The organism is Enterobacter sp. EC_64, from assembly GCF_019584165.1.
Lineage (GTDB): Bacteria > Pseudomonadota > Gammaproteobacteria > Enterobacterales > Enterobacteriaceae > Enterobacter > Enterobacter roggenkampii.
Genome location: NZ_VDAS01000017.1, coordinates 82,357 through 99,111 on the forward strand (window position 1 = coordinate 82,357; position 16,755 = coordinate 99,111).

18 protein-coding genes and 1 riboswitch are annotated in these 16,755 nt (G+C 57.6%); of the genes, 6 read left to right on the forward strand and 12 right to left on the reverse strand.

All coding sequences use genetic code 11. The annotated features are described in order from the left end of the window. Nucleotides 1–49: 49 nt before the first annotated feature. The 10 genes from FHC52_RS15025 to FHC52_RS15070 all read right to left on the reverse strand — a co-directional run bounded on the left by FHC52_RS15025 (nucleotide 50) and on the right by FHC52_RS15070 (nucleotide 8,821). Nucleotides 50–367: a PTS lactose/cellobiose transporter subunit IIA gene (locus tag FHC52_RS15025; RefSeq protein ID WP_008503455.1), complete on the reverse strand. Its 318-nt coding sequence runs from the start codon at nucleotides 365–367 to the stop codon at nucleotides 50–52. Next, complete coding sequence (locus FHC52_RS15030) at nucleotides 367–675, reverse strand: PTS sugar transporter subunit IIB (protein WP_008503456.1); 309 nt, start codon at nucleotides 673–675, stop codon at nucleotides 367–369. The genes FHC52_RS15025 and FHC52_RS15030 overlap by 1 nt, the downstream gene beginning before the upstream one ends. 180 nt (nucleotides 676–855) lie before the next feature. Then, nucleotides 856–2,397, reverse strand: a complete 1,542-nt coding sequence (locus FHC52_RS15035) for a sensor domain-containing diguanylate cyclase (RefSeq protein WP_025910400.1) — start codon at nucleotides 2,395–2,397, stop codon at nucleotides 856–858. Nucleotides 2,398–2,733: 336 nt separating this feature from the next. Further along, nucleotides 2,734–3,861 (reverse strand): 2-iminoacetate synthase ThiH, encoded by a 1,128-nt coding sequence (thiH, locus tag FHC52_RS15040; protein ID WP_032675756.1) that lies wholly within the window; start codon nucleotides 3,859–3,861, stop codon nucleotides 2,734–2,736. Continuing rightward, nucleotides 3,858–4,628 carry a thiazole synthase gene (gene thiG / locus FHC52_RS15045; RefSeq protein ID WP_126289665.1) on the reverse strand — a complete coding sequence of 257 codons (771 nt, stop codon included), beginning with the start codon at nucleotides 4,626–4,628 and terminating at the stop codon, nucleotides 3,858–3,860. The genes thiH and thiG overlap by 4 nt, the downstream gene beginning before the upstream one ends. 1 nt (nucleotide 4,629) lies before the next feature. Continuing rightward, nucleotides 4,630–4,830 carry a sulfur carrier protein ThiS gene (gene thiS / locus FHC52_RS15050; protein WP_126289667.1) on the reverse strand — a complete coding sequence of 67 codons (201 nt, stop codon included), beginning with the start codon at nucleotides 4,828–4,830 and terminating at the stop codon, nucleotides 4,630–4,632. Continuing rightward, entirely contained in the window at nucleotides 4,814–5,569 is a 756-nt protein-coding gene (locus tag FHC52_RS15055) for a HesA/MoeB/ThiF family protein (protein WP_008503461.1), read from the reverse strand. The genes thiS and FHC52_RS15055 overlap by 17 nt, the downstream gene beginning before the upstream one ends. Continuing rightward, nucleotides 5,562–6,197: a thiamine phosphate synthase gene (gene thiE / locus FHC52_RS15060; RefSeq protein ID WP_059360273.1), complete on the reverse strand. Its 636-nt coding sequence runs from the start codon at nucleotides 6,195–6,197 to the stop codon at nucleotides 5,562–5,564. The genes FHC52_RS15055 and thiE overlap by 8 nt, the downstream gene beginning before the upstream one ends. Then, nucleotides 6,197–8,092, reverse strand: coding sequence for a phosphomethylpyrimidine synthase ThiC (gene thiC / locus FHC52_RS15065; protein WP_126289671.1), 1,896 nt, complete (start codon nucleotides 8,090–8,092; stop codon nucleotides 6,197–6,199). Before thiC ends, thiE begins: the two co-directional genes overlap by 1 nt. A gap of 80 nt (nucleotides 8,093–8,172) precedes the next feature. Then, a riboswitch (TPP riboswitch) is annotated at nucleotides 8,173–8,281 on the reverse strand. A gap of 54 nt (nucleotides 8,282–8,335) precedes the next feature. Further along, on the reverse strand, nucleotides 8,336–8,821 hold the full coding sequence (locus FHC52_RS15070; protein WP_008503464.1) for an Rsd/AlgQ family anti-sigma factor: 486 nt from the start codon (nucleotides 8,819–8,821) through the stop codon (nucleotides 8,336–8,338). Between the two features lie 95 nt (nucleotides 8,822–8,916). Between FHC52_RS15070 and nudC the strand changes: the two genes are divergently transcribed. From nudC to FHC52_RS15100, 6 genes are all read left to right on the forward strand, one after another. Beyond that, nucleotides 8,917–9,690 carry an NAD(+) diphosphatase gene (gene nudC / locus FHC52_RS15075; RefSeq protein ID WP_063453492.1) on the forward strand — a complete coding sequence of 258 codons (774 nt, stop codon included), beginning with the start codon at nucleotides 8,917–8,919 and terminating at the stop codon, nucleotides 9,688–9,690. A 38-nt stretch (nucleotides 9,691–9,728) separates the two neighbouring features. Beyond that, nucleotides 9,729–10,793, forward strand: coding sequence for a uroporphyrinogen decarboxylase (hemE, locus tag FHC52_RS15080; RefSeq protein WP_008503466.1), 1,065 nt, complete (start codon nucleotides 9,729–9,731; stop codon nucleotides 10,791–10,793). Between the two features lie 9 nt (nucleotides 10,794–10,802). Then, on the forward strand, nucleotides 10,803–11,474 hold the full coding sequence (gene nfi, locus FHC52_RS15085) for a deoxyribonuclease V (RefSeq protein ID WP_059360277.1): 672 nt from the start codon (nucleotides 10,803–10,805) through the stop codon (nucleotides 11,472–11,474). Between the two features lie 41 nt (nucleotides 11,475–11,515). Continuing rightward, on the forward strand, nucleotides 11,516–12,106 hold the full coding sequence (locus FHC52_RS15090; RefSeq protein WP_008503468.1) for a YjaG family protein: 591 nt from the start codon (nucleotides 11,516–11,518) through the stop codon (nucleotides 12,104–12,106). A 186-nt stretch (nucleotides 12,107–12,292) separates the two neighbouring features. Then, a complete protein-coding gene (hupA, locus tag FHC52_RS15095) occupies nucleotides 12,293–12,565 on the forward strand; it encodes a nucleoid-associated protein HU-alpha (protein WP_002445246.1) in 273 nt (90 codons plus the stop codon). An 11-nt stretch (nucleotides 12,566–12,576) separates the two neighbouring features. After that, nucleotides 12,577–13,269 (forward strand): DUF1481 domain-containing protein, encoded by a 693-nt coding sequence (locus FHC52_RS15100; protein WP_021242965.1) that lies wholly within the window; start codon nucleotides 12,577–12,579, stop codon nucleotides 13,267–13,269. Nucleotides 13,270–13,359: 90 nt separating this feature from the next. On the opposite strand, the gene purD is transcribed toward FHC52_RS15100, so the two are convergent. Further along, on the reverse strand, nucleotides 13,360–14,652 hold the full coding sequence (gene purD, locus FHC52_RS15105; protein WP_126289673.1) for a phosphoribosylamine--glycine ligase: 1,293 nt from the start codon (nucleotides 14,650–14,652) through the stop codon (nucleotides 13,360–13,362). Between the two features lie 15 nt (nucleotides 14,653–14,667). Then, nucleotides 14,668–16,257: a bifunctional phosphoribosylaminoimidazolecarboxamide formyltransferase/IMP cyclohydrolase gene (gene purH, locus FHC52_RS15110; RefSeq protein ID WP_126289675.1), complete on the reverse strand. Its 1,590-nt coding sequence runs from the start codon at nucleotides 16,255–16,257 to the stop codon at nucleotides 14,668–14,670. Between the last annotated feature and the right edge of the window lie 498 nt (nucleotides 16,258–16,755).

The following is a 16,755-nucleotide window of genomic DNA, read 5'->3' on the forward strand; positions in this document are numbered from 1 at the left end:
TCGCTAATAAAAAACCCGCTTCGGCGGGTTTTTTTATATCTGCAAAATTTCAGTTTACTAATGGGATCCGTCGATACAGCTCAATCATATCGCCCGCCAGGTCCTGTATGACCATGGCGTTCATCAGGTGATCCTGCGAGTGGACGGTGATCAGGTTAACCGGAAGCTTCCCGGTCCCTTCATCAAGACCGATAAGCTGCGTCTGTATGGTGTGCGCATGCTTCACATATTCCCGCGACTCTTCCATCGCTTTTTCGGCTTCGTCAAACTCACCTTTACGCGCCATCTGCAATGCCGTCAGGGCCGCACTGCGCGCCGCGCCTGCGTTAACAAGCAGTTCCATAATCGTGGTTTCTAAGTCTTCCATTATGACTCCAGAAGTTTGAGCGCTTTATCCAGTACGGCATCACCTTTCATCATGCCGTAATCCATCATGTCGATCACCGCGACCTTTTTGCCCAGCGGGTCGGCCTGCGCCTGTAATTTAGCCTGCTCGTATTTAACCTGTGGCCCCAGCAATACGATGTCGGCCGTTGCGATGTTGTCTTTAAACTCCGCAACCGGAACGGCTTTAATGGTGACTTCAACCCCTTTTTTCTGCGCGGCGTCTTTCATACGTTGAACCAGCATGCTGGTTGACATTCCCGCTGCACAGCATAAAACGATGTTCTTCATAATCAGCCTCGATCTACATGTGTTTATTGATAATTATCCCGTGCAGACCGCTTCAACAACCGCTTTACCGCGATTGTGTGTCAGGCATCACAAAGAAACAGGCGTTTTTCTGAAACCGGTTACAATTTTACATTGGCGGGTACCCTGACCGTCGAAACGGGCAGGGTGAAAGCGAGAGGATTAGCTGATGGATGTGCGAACGATTCGATTTTTTCCCTGCTGTTTGGCGCTGTAGAGGGCGTTATCAACGCTTCCGACAAATTGTTCCAGCGGTTCAAAATGCCACTCTCCAAGACCGCCGCTGAACGTAACCCGCAGGTTTTCTTCCCGCCAGACGCGTTTTTCAACGGCGGTACGCCACGCTTCCAGTAATGAGAGCGCGGAAGACATCTGCTCCGCCTGGAAGATTACGGCGAACTCTTCTCCGCCATAACGGTAAACCGAGACGTGATGTGGCTGCATAATCTGGATCCCTTCACGAGCCACGTTGCGCAGAACGATATCACCGGTCAGGTGACCCAGCGTGTCGTTAATTGACTTGAAGTTATCAATATCCACCAGCGCCATCGCGAAGGGCTGCTGGGCATTCAGCAGCTCTGCGATATCGCTGTCGAACGCGCGGCGGTTTTTACAGCCCGTCAGCGCATCGTGGGTAGCCTGGCGCACATACGCCATTTCGCGCTCTTTATTGGACTGAATCGTGTGGCTCAGCATCGCTTCCAGGCGCGGTGCCTCGTTAACGTCGCCAGTTTTGATGGCATTGATAATGTGCATCAGCACGCTACGCGAGGCGTGGCGGAGGTATAAGCCGAAAAGGATGATGATGATGGCCGCCAGCGCAAACCCCCAGCCAACGATCGTCGTTTCGTGGCGGGTGATATCGGTGAGCGTCGCACCGGATACCCGGTAGATGACAAACCAGTCCGGGTTGGTAAAAGAGTAATAGTAATACCAGGCGTTGCTTTTCTTGTCGTAAAGATGGCCTTCGCCGCTGGTCATTTTGTCCATCAGCGCTTCGCTCACGTACTGCTTGAAGAGCGCGCCGGTATCCGGATGCAGCACCACAGCACCGTCGCGTTCGACGACGAAGAATTCCCCCTGAACGGGTGCCACCATCTGACGCAGGGTATAGCCCATTGACGTCAAATCAAGATGAAAGGCGATCGTTCCCTTCAGTCTGCCTTCCGGCGAGATCAACGGCTTATAAAGGGTTACTGTCGGATGGCCGGTAAAGTAGTCCATGTAGGGACGGGTATAGTGGCTGAAGATGCTGGCTTCCGCCTGAGCGACAAACCACGGCCGCGTTCGGGGATCGAAGGTTTTACTCTTCTCCGTGGGGAGCACCTCCGGCGCGCGCAGATAATGCCCCTGCGTATCGGCAAGCGAAATGGAGGAGACGGTCGGCATCAGGTTCTGCAAATGCATGACCATCTGCAGCCCCTGCGTCGGGTTAAGGTTTAGCGTCTCGTTTAGCCTGTCGTCGCGCGCAAAGTACATCGCGGAACGGCCCAGAATATAGTCGTTTTCGCGCAGGATAGATTCGGTGTAGTTCACCGCCAGGTTGTGCGTGAAGTTGCTATTGATCTTATGATAATCCTCAAGAAAATCCTTTCGTTGCGAAAGCGTCACCGCGATCGCGATCACCGCAAAACTGCAGAGGATCCCCGCAAAGCTGAGCATAATGGGCCGGGTAAAAGAGAGCTTTTTGCTGTGAAGTGCCATGAGCTGTACATCGTTCCTGATGGTGAATACTTTTCGTCTGCCGATATCCTCTCAGCATAGTCGCTGTCCTGCGGTTAGCGGTGAATTATACGGCACGCGATTTTTGACAGGATGATTTATCTTAAGAACCATTAAGAAAATACTTATTAAAATGGCATGAGCCGTTTGTGCAATGAACCAGAGGCAGGGCGAAACGAGGAAGAAGCTTTTCGCCCTGGTCAGCATCCGTTGCTGACCGTGTGACAATAAAAAACCGGACGATTGCTGACAATCTTCCGGTTTTGCCTTTTCGTCGACCCTCGACAATTTTTTACCAGGTTGCAGCCCGTTTCATCGTTATTGCGAGGCTCTTCCCAGCCAGCTGTCCCAGTCTTTCCAGACGGGCTGAAGACCCTGCGCCGTCAGGGCGGCGGCGACCGCTTCCGGGCGTCGTCCGTCATGGGGTGCAAATTGTTCCAGTTCCGGATGGTCGTCGGCGTAGCCGCCAGGCTGCGTTTTGGAAAACGCGCTGACGTTGTTAATCGCAAGCGGGATGACGCGATCGCGAAACGCCGGGGACTCGCGCGTTGAGAGCGATAATTCCACTTCCGGAGCGAGCAGGCGAAACGCGCAAATGGTCTGCACCAGCTGGCGTTCATCCATCAGCGAAGCCGGTTCAATTCCTCCCGCGCAGGGACGCAGGCGCGGGAAGGAGATGGAGTATCGGCTCTGCCAGTAGTGCTGCTGCAACCACAGCAGATGTTCCGCCACCATGTAACAATCCACCCGCCAGCTGTCGGAGAGCCCGATCAGCGCACCCAGACCGATTTTGTCGATACCGGCGCGACCCAGCCTGTCCGGCGTTTCCAGGCGGAAGAAGAAATCCTGTTTCTTGCCCTTCAGGTGGTGTCGGGCGTACGTCGCCTCGTGGTAGGTTTCCTGATAGACCATGACGCCGTCCAGCCCGAGCGTTTTGAGCTCCGCGTACTCCTCCTGCGACAGAGGCTGCACTTCCATCTGCAACGACGCAAACTGACGACGAATGGTGGGAAGGTGCCGACGGAAATAGTCCATTCCCACTTTCCCCTGATGTTCGCCCGTGACCAGCAAAAGATGTTCAAAGCCCATTTCACGGATGGCCGCACACTCACGGGCAATCTCAGCCTCATCGAGCGTTTTACGCTTGATGCGGTTGCTCATGGAGAAACCGCAGTAGGTGCAGTCATTGGCGCACAGGTTGGAGAGATAGAGCGGCACGTAGAAGCTCACCGTGTTGCCAAACCGCTGGCGGGTAAGCCGCTGCGCTCGCTGGGCCATCGGTTCGAGGTAAGCGCTGGCCGCCGGGGAGAGCAGGGCCATCAGATCCTCGCGGGTCAGATGACGGGCCTGCAGCGCGCGCTCCACGTCAGCCGCCGTTTTGCTGTTGATACGCAGGGCAATGTCGTCCCAGTTAAGCTGGCGCCAGCGCTCGGTAAACGTGCTCATGAGATCGCCTCCAGAAAACTGGTCAGCGGGCTGGTGGCCTGCGCCTGGAAACTGCGCGAGCCGGGGCCGGATCCCCTTGCCAGCAGGCCAGCCTCCACGGCCAGGCGGAACGCACGCGCCATCATGACCGGATCGTCGGCAACCGCGATAGCCGTATTCACCAGCACCGCGTCGGCGCCCATCTCCAGCGCCTGCGCGGCATGGCTGGGCACGCCAATGCCCGCATCCACCACCACCGGTACGGTGGCCTGCTCAATAATGATTTCCAGCATCGCGCGGGTCTCCAGCCCCTGGTTGGAGCCAATGGGGGCCCCCAGCGGCATGACGGCAGCGCAGCCGACCTCTTCCAGCCGTTTGCACAGGACAGGGTCGGCCCCGCAGTAAGGCAGGACGGTAAACCCTTGCTGCACCAGCTTTTCAGCCGCTTTCAGCGTTTCGATCGGATCGGGCAGCAGCCAGCGGGCATCCGGATGGATTTCCAGCTTCAACCAGCGGGTGCCGAGCGCCTCCCGTGCCAGCTGTGCGGCAAAAATCGCCTCTTCTGCCGTTTTGGCGCCGGAGGTGTTGGGCAACAGCGTGACGCCCGCTTCCAGCAACGGAGCCAGAATGGCATCGCTGTGATGGCGCAGATCCACGCGCTTAAGCGCCAGCGTCACCAGCTGGCTGCCGCTTTCGCGAATGGCCTCCACCATCAGCTGCGGCGAGGCGAATTTTCCGGTTCCGGTAAACAGATGTGAATCAAAGACTTTATCGGCAATACGTAACATCTCAGCCCCCTGCGATAACCTGAAACAGCAGGATCTGGTCGCCGTCATTGACCTGCTGATGTTCCCACTGCTCGCGCGGCAGGATCTGTTGATTGAGCGCCAGCGCCGTTCCCGGCTTGAGCTGACGCAGCTTGCCGAGCAGTGCGGCAACGGTGAGCCCGTCGTCGCAGCTCATCGGCTCATCGTTAAACAGAATGCGCATCGCGGCCTCCGCACACCGGGCAGTGGCTGGCGCGATGCAGCGCCAGATGACGCCAGCCGCTGGAGCGGGCATCAAACAGCCGCAGCGTATTGCGTTCCGTCTCCATGCCGCTGAGCAGCTTGATGGCCTCCAGCGCCTGCATCGTGCCCATCACGCCGACCACCGGACCCAGAATGCCCGCCGTACGGCAGTTGCGCGTCGGCTCGGCATCGTCCGGCCACAGGCAGCGATAGCAGCCCTGCGTCCACGGTGGCGTCAGAACCATCATTTGCCCGCCGAACCCCACCGCGCTGGCGGTGATAAGCGGCGTATGGTTTGCCACGCAGGCGGCGTTGATCGCCTGGCGCGTCGCCATGTTGTCGGTACAGTCCAGCACCACGTCGGCAAGGGCGACTTCACGGTGCAGGCTTTCACCGCCAAGCCGCTCCTGTAGGGCAATCAGTTCGATATCCGGGTTAAGCTGATGCAGCCGCTGCCGGGTGATCTGCGCTTTCGGCTGGTTGATATCCTCGGTGGTAAAGAGGATTTGTCGCTGCAGGTTGCTGAGGTGGACCTCGTCGTCGTCGGCCAGCACCAGCGTGCCGATACCCGCGCCTGCCAGATAGAGCGCGGCGGGTGCGCCTAATCCCCCCAGGCCAACAATCAGCACCCGGCTGGCGAGCAGTTTTTGCTGCCCGTCGATGGCGATATCTTCCAGCAGGATCTGACGGCTGTAGCGCATAAAGTCGCGATCATTCATCGCCTGCTCCTGCCAGCTGTAAAAGCTGTTCGGTGGCGGCCTGCCAGTCTGCGGCCTGGGTGATGGCGCTGACGACGGCGATGCTGCCCACGCCGGTCTCCAGCACCGCCGGGGCGCGTTCCAGGCTGATTCCGCCGATGGCGACGGTGGGGTAGTCGGCAAGGCGTTTAACGTGACCCGCCAGTTGCGTCAGACCCTGCGGAGCGGAGGGCATCTGCTTGGTTTGCGTCGGGAAGACGTGACCGAGCGCGATGTAAGAGGGACGGGCCGCCAGGGCCACGTCGATCTCCATGTCATCGTGTGTTGACACGCCAAGACGTAACCCGGCGTCACGGATTACGCTCAGATCCGTTGTTTCCAGGTCCTCCTGACCCAGATGCACGCCGTACGCCCGGTGCTTAACGGCCAGCCGCCAGTAGTCATTGATAAACAGGCGGGCGTTATACCGACGCCCCAGCGCAATGGCGGCAACCACATCGGCTTCCACCTCCTCATCGCGTTTATCCTTGATGCGCAGCTGGAGGGTGCGAACGCCTGCCTCCAGCAGGCGCGCTATCCACGCCACGCTGTCCACCACCGGATAGAGCCCTAAACGGTATGGAACGGGTGGGAAATCGGGCTGGTACATTACGCCTCCTCTTTTTTGAGGTAGATTTCGCCGCCTTTGGCGCGGAAGGCTTCGGACATGTCCGCCATACCCACTTCAATGGTTTGCGTGGCGGCGTAGTCGCGCACCTCCTGGCTGATTTTCATCGAGCAGAACTTCGGCCCACACATGGAGCAGAAGTGCGCGACTTTGCCCGATTCCTGCGGCAGGGTTTCGTCGTGGTAGGCGCGGGCGGTGAACGGATCCAGCGCCAGGTTGAACTGGTCTTCCCAGCGGAATTCAAAGCGCGCCTTCGACATGGCGTTATCACGGATTTGCGCGCCCGGGTGGCCTTTGGCCAGATCCGCCGCGTGGGCGGCAATTTTGTAGGTGATCAGCCCCTGTTTCACGTCCTCTTTGTTAGGCAGGCCGAGGTGCTCTTTCGGCGTCACGTAGCAGAGCATGGCGCAGCCGAACCAGCCGATCATCGCCGCGCCAATGCCTGACGTGAAGTGGTCATAGCCCGGCGCGATGTCGGTGGTCAGCGGCCCCAGCGTGTAGAACGGCGCTTCGTGGCAGTGCTCCAGCTCTTCGGTCATGTTGCGGCGGATCATCTGCATCGGCACGTGTCCCGGGCCTTCAATCATCACCTGCACGTCATACTCCCAGGCGATTTTGGTCAGCTCGCCCAGCGTGTGCAGCTCGGCAAACTGTGCTTCGTCGTTAGCGTCGCGGATGGAGCCCGGGCGCAGGCCGTCGCCCAGCGACAGAGAGACATCGTAAGCGGCGCAGATTTCGCAGATCTCGCGGAAGTGTTCGTAAAGGAAGTTCTCCTGGTGATGGGAGAGGCACCACTTCGCCATGATCGAACCGCCGCGCGAGACGATGCCGGTCAGACGCTTCGCGGTCATCGGCACGTAGCGCAGCAGCACGCCCGCGTGAATGGTGAAGTAGTCCACGCCCTGTTCCGCCTGCTCCAGCAGCGTGTCGCGGAACGCTTCCCAGGTAAGGTTTTCGGCAATGCCGTTGACCTTCTCCAGCGCCTGATAAATCGGGACGGTGCCAATCGGAACCGGGCTGTTACGCAGGATCCATTCGCGGGTTTCGTGAATATAGCGGCCGGTGGAGAGATCCATTACCGTGTCCGCGCCCCAGCGCGTTGACCAGACAAGCTTTTCAACCTCTTCTTCGATGGAGGAGGTGACGGCCGAGTTACCGATGTTAGCGTTGACCTTCACCAGGAAGTTGCGGCCGATAATCATCGGCTCGGATTCCGGGTGGTTAATGTTGGCGGGGATGATCGCGCGGCCTGCGGCCACTTCGTCACGCACAAACTCCGGCGTGATGTTCTCCGGCAGGCGTGCGCCAAAGCCTTCGCCCGGGTGCTGGTAGCGCAGCACTTCGCTGCGGATACGCTCGCGGCCCATGTTCTCGCGGATGGCGATGAACTCCATCTCCGGCGTGACGATCCCCTGGCGGGCGTAGTGCAGCTGCGTCACGCATTTGCCCGCTCTGGCGCGTTTTGGCGTCAGCAGGCCGGTAAAGCGCAGCGCGTCCAGACCGTCGTCGGCCAGGCGTTCTTTGGCGTATGCAGAACTGCGTACGCTCAGTTCTTCGCAGTCGTTACGCGCCTCTATCCACGGCTGGCGCAGCTTTGCCAGACCCTGCTGGACGTTGATCGTAACAGAGGGATCGCCGTACGGGCCGGAGGTGTCATACACCAGCACGGCTTCGTTGTCTTCATACTGCGGATTCTCTTTGGTACCGCCGATAAGCGTCGGGCTGAGCTGGATTTCCCGCATCGGGACGCGGATATCGGCCTGCGAGCCGGAAATGTAGATGCGTTTCGAGTTCGGGAAAGCGGTGCCTTCCAGGGTGTCGATGAAGTGTTGGGCCTGTGCACGCTGTTCGCGGCGGGTCAGTTTTGCAGTAGACATAGCTCATTCCAAAAGTGAAGGACATGGCTTGTCAGACGACGGATGAAGCAAGAGAGGATCGCCCGGGGGGGCGATACAACAGCAGTGTGACTCTTGTTCCCTTCGCAGGTATTAGCCTGATCAGGTTCCGCGGATCCCGAATTAACGGTCTCAGCCCGGCTTTCGCTCTGGGCACTCCGACAAGAAAAATCCCCCTCGTGAGAGGGGCGAATGGTTGTAAATTACTCGTTAACGATTAAGAACTCAAGCCGGGCGCGCGATGTTATCTTCGGGGCTGGCGTCCAGGACGAGGCTAATCAGCTTATCTTCCAGCGTGAATCGCTCTTCCAGCGCTTCGCCAAGGTCGGAAAGCGCCTGCTGGAACTCAAGATAGTTATCGTGATCGATGGCGTTCTCAAGCGTGGAATCGTAGTAATCCATGATCTGCTGGGTGTTGGCTTCCAGCAGCGGACAAAGCTTGCTGGCCGCTAAATACGGCGTTGTCCCTTCCATTTCGCGGATAATGCGTTCATAAATATTGAAATGGCCGTCGGACAGATAGTCGACCAGGCTCTGACAAAAATCATCTAACGCTTTTTCATTCAGCCGCATAAACGATTCTTTGCCAGGCTTAAGACCGACCAGATTGTAATAAGCCACGAGTAGATGCTTGCGCACATGTAGCCAGCGATCCACCAGTTTGTTACTTCCTCTAACGCGCTCAGTCAGGCTTTCTAGCTGGTTTAACATGGTCGACTCCGCAAAGTGTAGGATTGAATCTGCTCATCCAGAATGTAACCACAATGCTAACAACATGTCAGTGAAGCGAAGGTAGTGCAATAGATATGGATCGTATTATTGAAAAATCAGATCTGGGTTGGTGGATCGTCAGTCACGAACAAAAATTATGGTTGCCCGGTGGAGAGCTGCCCTGCGGTGCGGCGGAAACGTTCGATCTCGTGGGCCAGCCTGCGCTGAAGATCGGCGAGTGGCAGGGTGAACCCGTGTGGTTGATCCAACAAGCGCGTCGTCAGGATATGGGATCCGTTCGCCAGGTGTTGGATCTGGACGTAGGCCTGTTCCAGCTGGCGGGGCGGGGCGTGCAGCTGGCGGAGTTTTACCGCTCGCACAAATACTGCGGCTATTGCGGCCATACCATGCACCCGAGTAAAACCGAGTGGGCGATGCTCTGCAGCCACTGCCGCGAACGTTATTACCCACAAATTGCGCCGTGCATTATCGTCGCTATCCGTCGGGATGACTCTATTTTGCTTGCACAGCATACCCGCCATCGCAACGGCATTCATACCGTGCTGGCCGGCTTCGTCGAGGTGGGCGAAACGCTGGAGCAGGCAGTGGCGCGCGAAGTGATGGAAGAGAGCGGAATCAAAGTGAAGAACCTGCGCTACGTCACCTCCCAGCCGTGGCCGTTCCCGCAGTCGCTGATGACGGCCTTTATGGCCGACTATGACAGCGGCGAGATCGTTATCGATCAGAAAGAGCTGCTGGATGCGAACTGGTATCGCTATGACGATCTACCGCTGCTCCCCCCACCGGGTACCGTGGCGCGTCGGCTGATAGAAGATACCGTAGCGATGTGTCGGGCCGAGTATGAGTAGTGTTACACTGAGGCCATGACGCTTAAGGAACTGCAAAAATGACCGAACTGAAGAACGATCGTTATCTGCGTGCGCTGCTGCGCCAGCCCGTTGATGTCACCCCGGTGTGGATGATGCGCCAGGCGGGACGCTATCTGCCAGAGTACAAAGCCACGCGCGCGCAGGCGGGCGATTTTATGTCGCTGTGCAAAAACGCCGAGCTGGCCTGTGAAGTGACGCTCCAGCCGCTGCGCCGCTTCCCGCTGGATGCGGCGATCCTCTTCTCGGATATTCTGACCATTCCGGATGCGATGGGCCTTGGCCTGTACTTCGAAACCGGTGAAGGCCCGCGTTTTACCTCTCCGATCAGAAGCAAAGCGGACGTGGACAAGCTGCCGATCCCCGATCCGGAAGGCGAGCTGGGCTACGTGATGAACGCCGTGCGCACCATTCGCCGCGAGCTGAAAGGGGAAGTGCCGCTGATTGGCTTCTCCGGCAGCCCGTGGACGCTGGCGACCTATATGGTGGAAGGGGGCAGCAGCAAAGCCTTCACCCTGATTAAAAAGATGATGTACGCCGAGCCGCTGGCTCTGCATGCGCTGCTCGACAAGCTCGCGAAGAGCGTCACGCTCTATCTCAACGCGCAGATTAAAGCCGGTGCGCAGTCGGTGATGATTTTCGATACCTGGGGCGGCGTGCTGACCGGGCGTGATTATCAACAGTTCTCCCTGTATTACATGCATAAAATCGTTGACGGCCTGCTGCGCGAAAACGAAGGCCGCCGCGTGCCGGTGACGCTGTTCACCAAAGGTGGCGGTCAGTGGCTGGAAGCCATGGCGGCAACCGGCTGTGACGCCCTGGGTCTCGACTGGACCACCGATATCGCTGATGCCCGCCGCCGCGTGGGCGACAAAGTGGCGCTTCAGGGCAATATGGACCCGTCCATGCTCTATGCGCCGCCTGCCCGCATTGAAGAAGAAGTGTCGACTATACTGTCTGGTTTCGGCCAGGGGGAAGGCCACGTCTTTAACCTCGGCCACGGTATTCATCAGGATGTGCCGCCAGAGCACGCAGGCGTATTTGTGGAGGCGGTGCATCGGCTTTCTGCCCAGTATCACAAGTAAGGAGTCGTTATGGATCTCGCGTCGCTACGCGCTCAACAAATCGAACTGGCCTCATCGGTGATCCGCGAGGATCGTCTGGATAAGGATCCTCCGCAGTACATTGGCGGAGCCGACGTCGGGTTTGAGCAGGGTGGGGACGTGACGCGAGCGGCGATGGTGGTACTGAAGTACCCTTCGCTCGAGCTGGTGGAGTACAAGGTCGCGCGTATTGCCACCACCATGCCGTACATTCCGGGCTTTCTCTCCTTCCGCGAATATCCCGCGCTGCTGGCAGCGTGGGAGCAACTCTCGCAAAAACCTGACCTGCTTTTTGTCGATGGGCACGGTATCTCACACCCGCGCCGTTTAGGCGTTGCCAGCCACTTTGGGCTGCTGGTGGATGTGCCGACCATCGGTGTCGCCAAGAAACGCCTCTGCGGCACCTTTGAACCTCTTTCAGCCGAGCCGGGTGCGCTGGCGCCGCTTATCCATAAAGGCGAGCAGCTGGCGTGGGTCTGGCGCAGCAAGGCACGCTGTAATCCGCTGTTCATCGCCACCGGCCATCGGGTGAGTATGGACAGCGCCCTGGCGTGGGTACAGCGCTGCATGAAGGGCTACCGCTTACCGGAGCCAACGCGCTGGGCTGACGCGGTGGCCTCTTCGCGTCCGGCTTTTGTTCGTTGGCAGGAAATTCAGCGATGATTCAGGTAAACTGCGCCTAATTTTCGATTCGAGAGATCATCATGCTACAAAACCCGATTCACCTGCGTCTTGAAAAGCTGGAAAGCTGGCAGCACGTCACCTTCATGGCTTGCCTGTGCGAGCGCATGTATCCCAACTATGCCGCGTTCTGCAAGCAGACCGGCTTTGGTGATGGCCATATCTACCGCCGCATTCTGGATCTGATCTGGGAAACGCTGACGGTGAAAGACGCGAAGGTGAATTTCGACTCTCAGCTCGAAAAGCTGGAAGAGGCGATCCCGGTGGCGGATGATTTTGACCTGTACGGCGTCTACCCGGCAATTGATGCCTGTGTGGCGTTAAGCGAATTGCTCCACTCCCGCCTGAGCGGTGAGACGCTGGAGCACGCTATCGAGGTCAGTAAGGCCTCTATCACCACCGTGGCGATGCTGGAAATGACCCAGGAAGGTCGCGAGATGACCGACGAAGAGCTGCGTGCGAACCCGGCCGTTGAGCAAGAATGGGATATCCAGTGGGAGATTTTCCGCCTGCTGGCAGAGTGTGAAGAACGCGATATTGAGCTGATAAAAGGGCTGCGCGCGGACTTACGTGAGGCCGGTGAGAGTAATATTGGTATAATTTTTAACCAATGAGATAAGAAAACTTGAGATAACGCCCGTTTTGTCGCTCCTCGACTCTTCCCTTTCGACCCTTGTCTGGTCTACATTTGGGGGGCGAAAAAAAGTGGCTATCGGTGCGTGTATGCAGGAGAGTGCTTTTTTGGCATTTTCGTCGCACTCGATGCTTAGCAAGCGATAAACACATTGAAAGGATAACTTATGAACAAGACTCAACTGATTGATGTAATTGCGGACAAGGCTGATCTGTCTAAAGTGCAGGCTAAAGCTGCTCTGGAATCTACCCTGGCTGCTATTACTGAGTCTCTGAAAGAAGGCGATGCTGTACAACTGGTTGGTTTCGGTACCTTCAAAGTGAACCACCGCGCTGAGCGTACTGGCCGCAACCCGCAGACCGGTAAAGAAATCAAAATCGCCGCAGCTAACGTGCCGGCATTTGTTTCTGGTAAAGCACTGAAAGACGCTGTTAAGTAAGACGCGTGGCAGTGAACAGTTTTAGCGAAGGGGCGGCAACGCCCCTTTTGTCTTTCTGGCGCGGAACGCTCGCGCTGGCAGGTGCGCTGCTGCTGTCAGCCTGTAGTCACGACACCACCCTGCCGCCGTTTACCGCCAGCGGCTACGCTGACAACCAGGGCGCGGTCAGGATCTGGCGTAAAGATTCCGGCAATGAAGTTCATCTGTTGTCTGCCTTCAGCCCGTGGCATAGCGGCAATACGTCGACGGCAGAATATCGCTGGCAGGGAGATGACCTCTCGCTGATTGAGCTGAACGTCTACAGCAAGACCCCCGAACACGTGAAAGTGCGTTTTGACGACCATGGCGAGCTGAGCTTTATGCAGCGTGAAGTCAGCGGTCAAAAACAGCAGCTTTCCAGCGACCAAATCGCCCTCTACCGTTACCGTGCCGAACAAATCCGCCAGACCAGCGATGCGCTTCGTCTGGGACGCGTCGTGCTGCGCCAGGGGCGCTGGCATAACGACGGGACGGTGACGACCTGCGAAGGGCAAACGGTGAAGCCTGAGCTTGAATCCTGGGCAACCGAACACATTCAACGCCGTCAGCGTCATTCATCAATGGACGTGAGCGTGGCGTGGCTGGAAGCGCCGGAAGGCTCTCAATTGCTATTGGTGGCGAACGAAGATTTCTGCACCTGGCAGCCGACAGAGAAGAGTTTTTGAGTTCTGTGGATTAAGCCGGATGGCGCTAACGCTTATCCGGCCTACGAACGATTCCCTCTCCCAGTGGGAGAGGGTGAGGGCGAGGAGGAATTACTCCCCCTGCTCACGCGCAATCGCGCGATAGCCGATATCCTGACGGCTAAAGCTACCGTTCCAGTGAATATCCGCCATCAGCGCATAGGCGCGCTTCTGTGCTTCTGCCACGGTATGGCCCAGCGCGGTCGCACACAGCACGCGTCCGCCGTTGGTCAGAACGCGATCGTCCTCAGCCAGCTTCGTACCGGCGTGGAACACTTTCGCACCGTCAATCTCTTCCAGCGGCAGACCGTGGATCTCATCACCGGTGCTGTAGTTGCCCGGATAACCGCCCGCAGCAATCACCACGCCGAGAGACGCACGCTCGTCCCACTCGGAGGTTTTCTCGTCCAGCTTGCCATCGCAGGCAGCCAGGCACAGCTCAACCAGATCGGATTTCATGCGCAGCATGATGGGCTGGGTTTCTGGATCGCCAAAGCGGCAGTTGAATTCGATGACCTTAGGGTTACCCTGCTTGTCGATCATCAGGCCTGCATAAAGGAAACCGGTGTAGGTATTGCCTTCTGCCGCCATCGCCTTCACGGTAGGCCAGATGATGCGATCCATGGTGCGCTGGTGAACGTCGTCAGTCACGACCGGCGCAGGGGAGTAAGCGCCCATCCCGCCGGTATTAGGCCCCGTGTCGCCATTGCCCACACGCTTGTGATCCTGGCTGGTGGCCATCGGCAGAACGTGCTCGCCGTCGACCATGACGATAAAGCTCGCCTCTTCACCGTCGAGGAACTCTTCTATCACGATGCGGTGGCCCGCATCGCCAAAGGCATTACCTGCCAGCATATCCTGAACCGCGGCTTCGGCTTCTTCGAGCGTCATCGCGACGATCACGCCTTTACCCGCGGCCAGACCGTCGGCCTTGATAACAATCGGCGCGCCCTTCTCACGTAAGTAGGCCAGAGCAGGCTCCACTTCAGTGAAATTCTGATATTCCGCCGTCGGGATGTTATGACGCGCGAGGAAATCTTTGGTGAAGGCCTTGGAGCCTTCCAGCTGCGCGGCGCCTTCCGTTGGGCCAAAGATTTTCAGGCCCGCTGCGCGGAACGCATCCACGACACCTATCACCAGCGGCGCTTCCGGACCGACGATGGTCAGGTCGATTTTCTCCTGCTGAGCAAAGCTTAACAGCGCCGGAATGTCGGTCACGCCGATAGCCACGTTCTGCAGCGCGGGTTCCAGTGCGGTACCGGCATTGCCCGGTGCCACGAAGACCGTTTTTACCAGCGGAGACTGCGCCGCTTTCCACGCCAGCGCGTGTTCGCGTCCGCCGTTACCAATCACTAATACTTTCATTTTCAGCTCCGGGAATTAATGGCGGAAGTGGCGCATGTCGGTGAAGATCATCGCAATGCCGTGTTCGTCGGCAGCGGCAATCACTTCGTCATCGCGGATTGAGCCGCCAGGCTGGATCACGCAGGTGATGCCGACAGCGGCTGCGGCATCGATGCCGTCACGGAACGGGAAGAAGGCGTCAGAAGCCATGGCGGAGCCTTTGACTTCCAGACCTTCGTCACCTGCTTTAATACCCGCGATTTTCGCCGAGTAAACGCGGCTCATCTGGCCTGCGCCTATCCCGATGGTCATGTTCTCTTTGGCGTAGACGATGGCGTTGGATTTCACGAACTTCGCCACTTTCCAGCAGAACAGCGCGTCACGCAGCTCCTGTTCGGTTGGCTGACGTTTGGTCACCACGCGCAGGTCGGCTTCTGTCACCATACCCAAATCGCGATCCTGCACCAGCAGGCCGCCGTTCACGCGCTTGAAGTCCAGGCCCGGCACGCGCTCCGCCCACTGACCGCAAACCAGTACGCGCACGTTCTGTTTTGCCGCAGTGATTTTCAGCGCGTCTTCGGAGGCCGATGGCGCGATGATCACTTCAACAAACTGGCGGGAGATGATGGCCTGTGCGGTTTCCGCATCCAGCTCGCGGTTAAAGGCGATGATGCCGCCGAACGCGGAGGTCGGGTCAGTTTTGTACGCGCGGTCATAGGCGTCCAGAATGGAGGTGCTCACCGCGACGCCACATGGGTTGGCGTGCTTGACGATAACGCAGGCCGGCTCGCTGAATTCTTTCACGCATTCCAGCGCGGCGTCGGTGTCTGCAATGTTGTTATAGGAGAGCGATTTGCCCTGAACCTGCTGGGCGGTCGCAACTGAGGCTTCTTTTACCTCTTCTTCTATATAGAAGGCCGCCTGCTGGTGGCTGTTCTCGCCGTAGCGCATATCCTGCTTCTTAATGAAGTTCAGATTCAGGGTGCGCGGGAAGCGGCCTGAAGGATCTTTGCTTTCACCGTGGTAAGCCGGCACCAGGCTACCGAAGTAGTTGGCGATCATGCTGTCGTACGCGGCGGTGTGCTCGAAGGCTTTGATGGCGAGGTCGAAACGCGTTTCCAGGGTCAGCGACCCATCGTTGGCGTCCATTTCATTAATAATGGCGGTGTAATCGCTGCTCTTTACCACGATGGCGACATCTTTATGGTTCTTGGCCGCGGAGCGCACCATGGTTGGGCCGCCGATATCAATATTCTCTACGGCATCTTCCAGAGAGCAGCCTTCGCGCGCCACGGTCTGGGCGAACGGGTAGAGGTTAACGACAACCATGTCGATCGGCGCGATGTCGTGCTGTTCCATAATGGCGTCGTCCTGACCGCGACGGCCAAGAATACCGCCGTGGACTTTCGGGTGCAGGGTTTTGACGCGTCCATCCATCATTTCCGGGAAACCGGTGTAATCGGACACTTCGGTTACCGGCAGACCTTTATCTGCTAACAGGCGAGCGGTTCCACCTGTGGAAAGCAGCTCTACACCGCGTGCAGAAAGTGCCTGAGCGAATTCGACGATACCGGCTTTATCAGAAACACTGAGCAGAGCGCGGCGGACTGGACGACGTTGTTGCATGGTAAATCCCCTGGATTTCACGATTACAGAGAGCGTTAGATGAATTTTCCTGTGAAAAACTCATCTAACACACCTGACGAGGCATCCTTGTAAAGCGCGAGCATTTTAACGAAAACGTTTGCGCAACGCTCGCACATTTTCACTTTTTCGTATCATTGTGGATAAGTCTGTGTGTAAAAAGGTATAAGGCGGGGTTTTGCTGTGGAATGCAGCAGTCAGTCATTTTTCTGTCATTTAGCGGTTGCGACCTGCGGAGAACTCCCTATAATGCGCCTCCATCGACACGGCGGATGTGAATCACTTCACAGACAACACGGTCGGTTGAAGAGAAAAAATCCTGAAATAACGGGTTGACTCTGAAAGAGGAAGGCGTAATATACGCCACCTCGCAACGGTGAGCGAAAGCCGCGTTGCACTGCTCTTTAACAATTTATCAGACAATCTGTGTGGGCACTCAAAGTGACATGGATTCTTAACGTCGCAAGACGAAAAATGAAT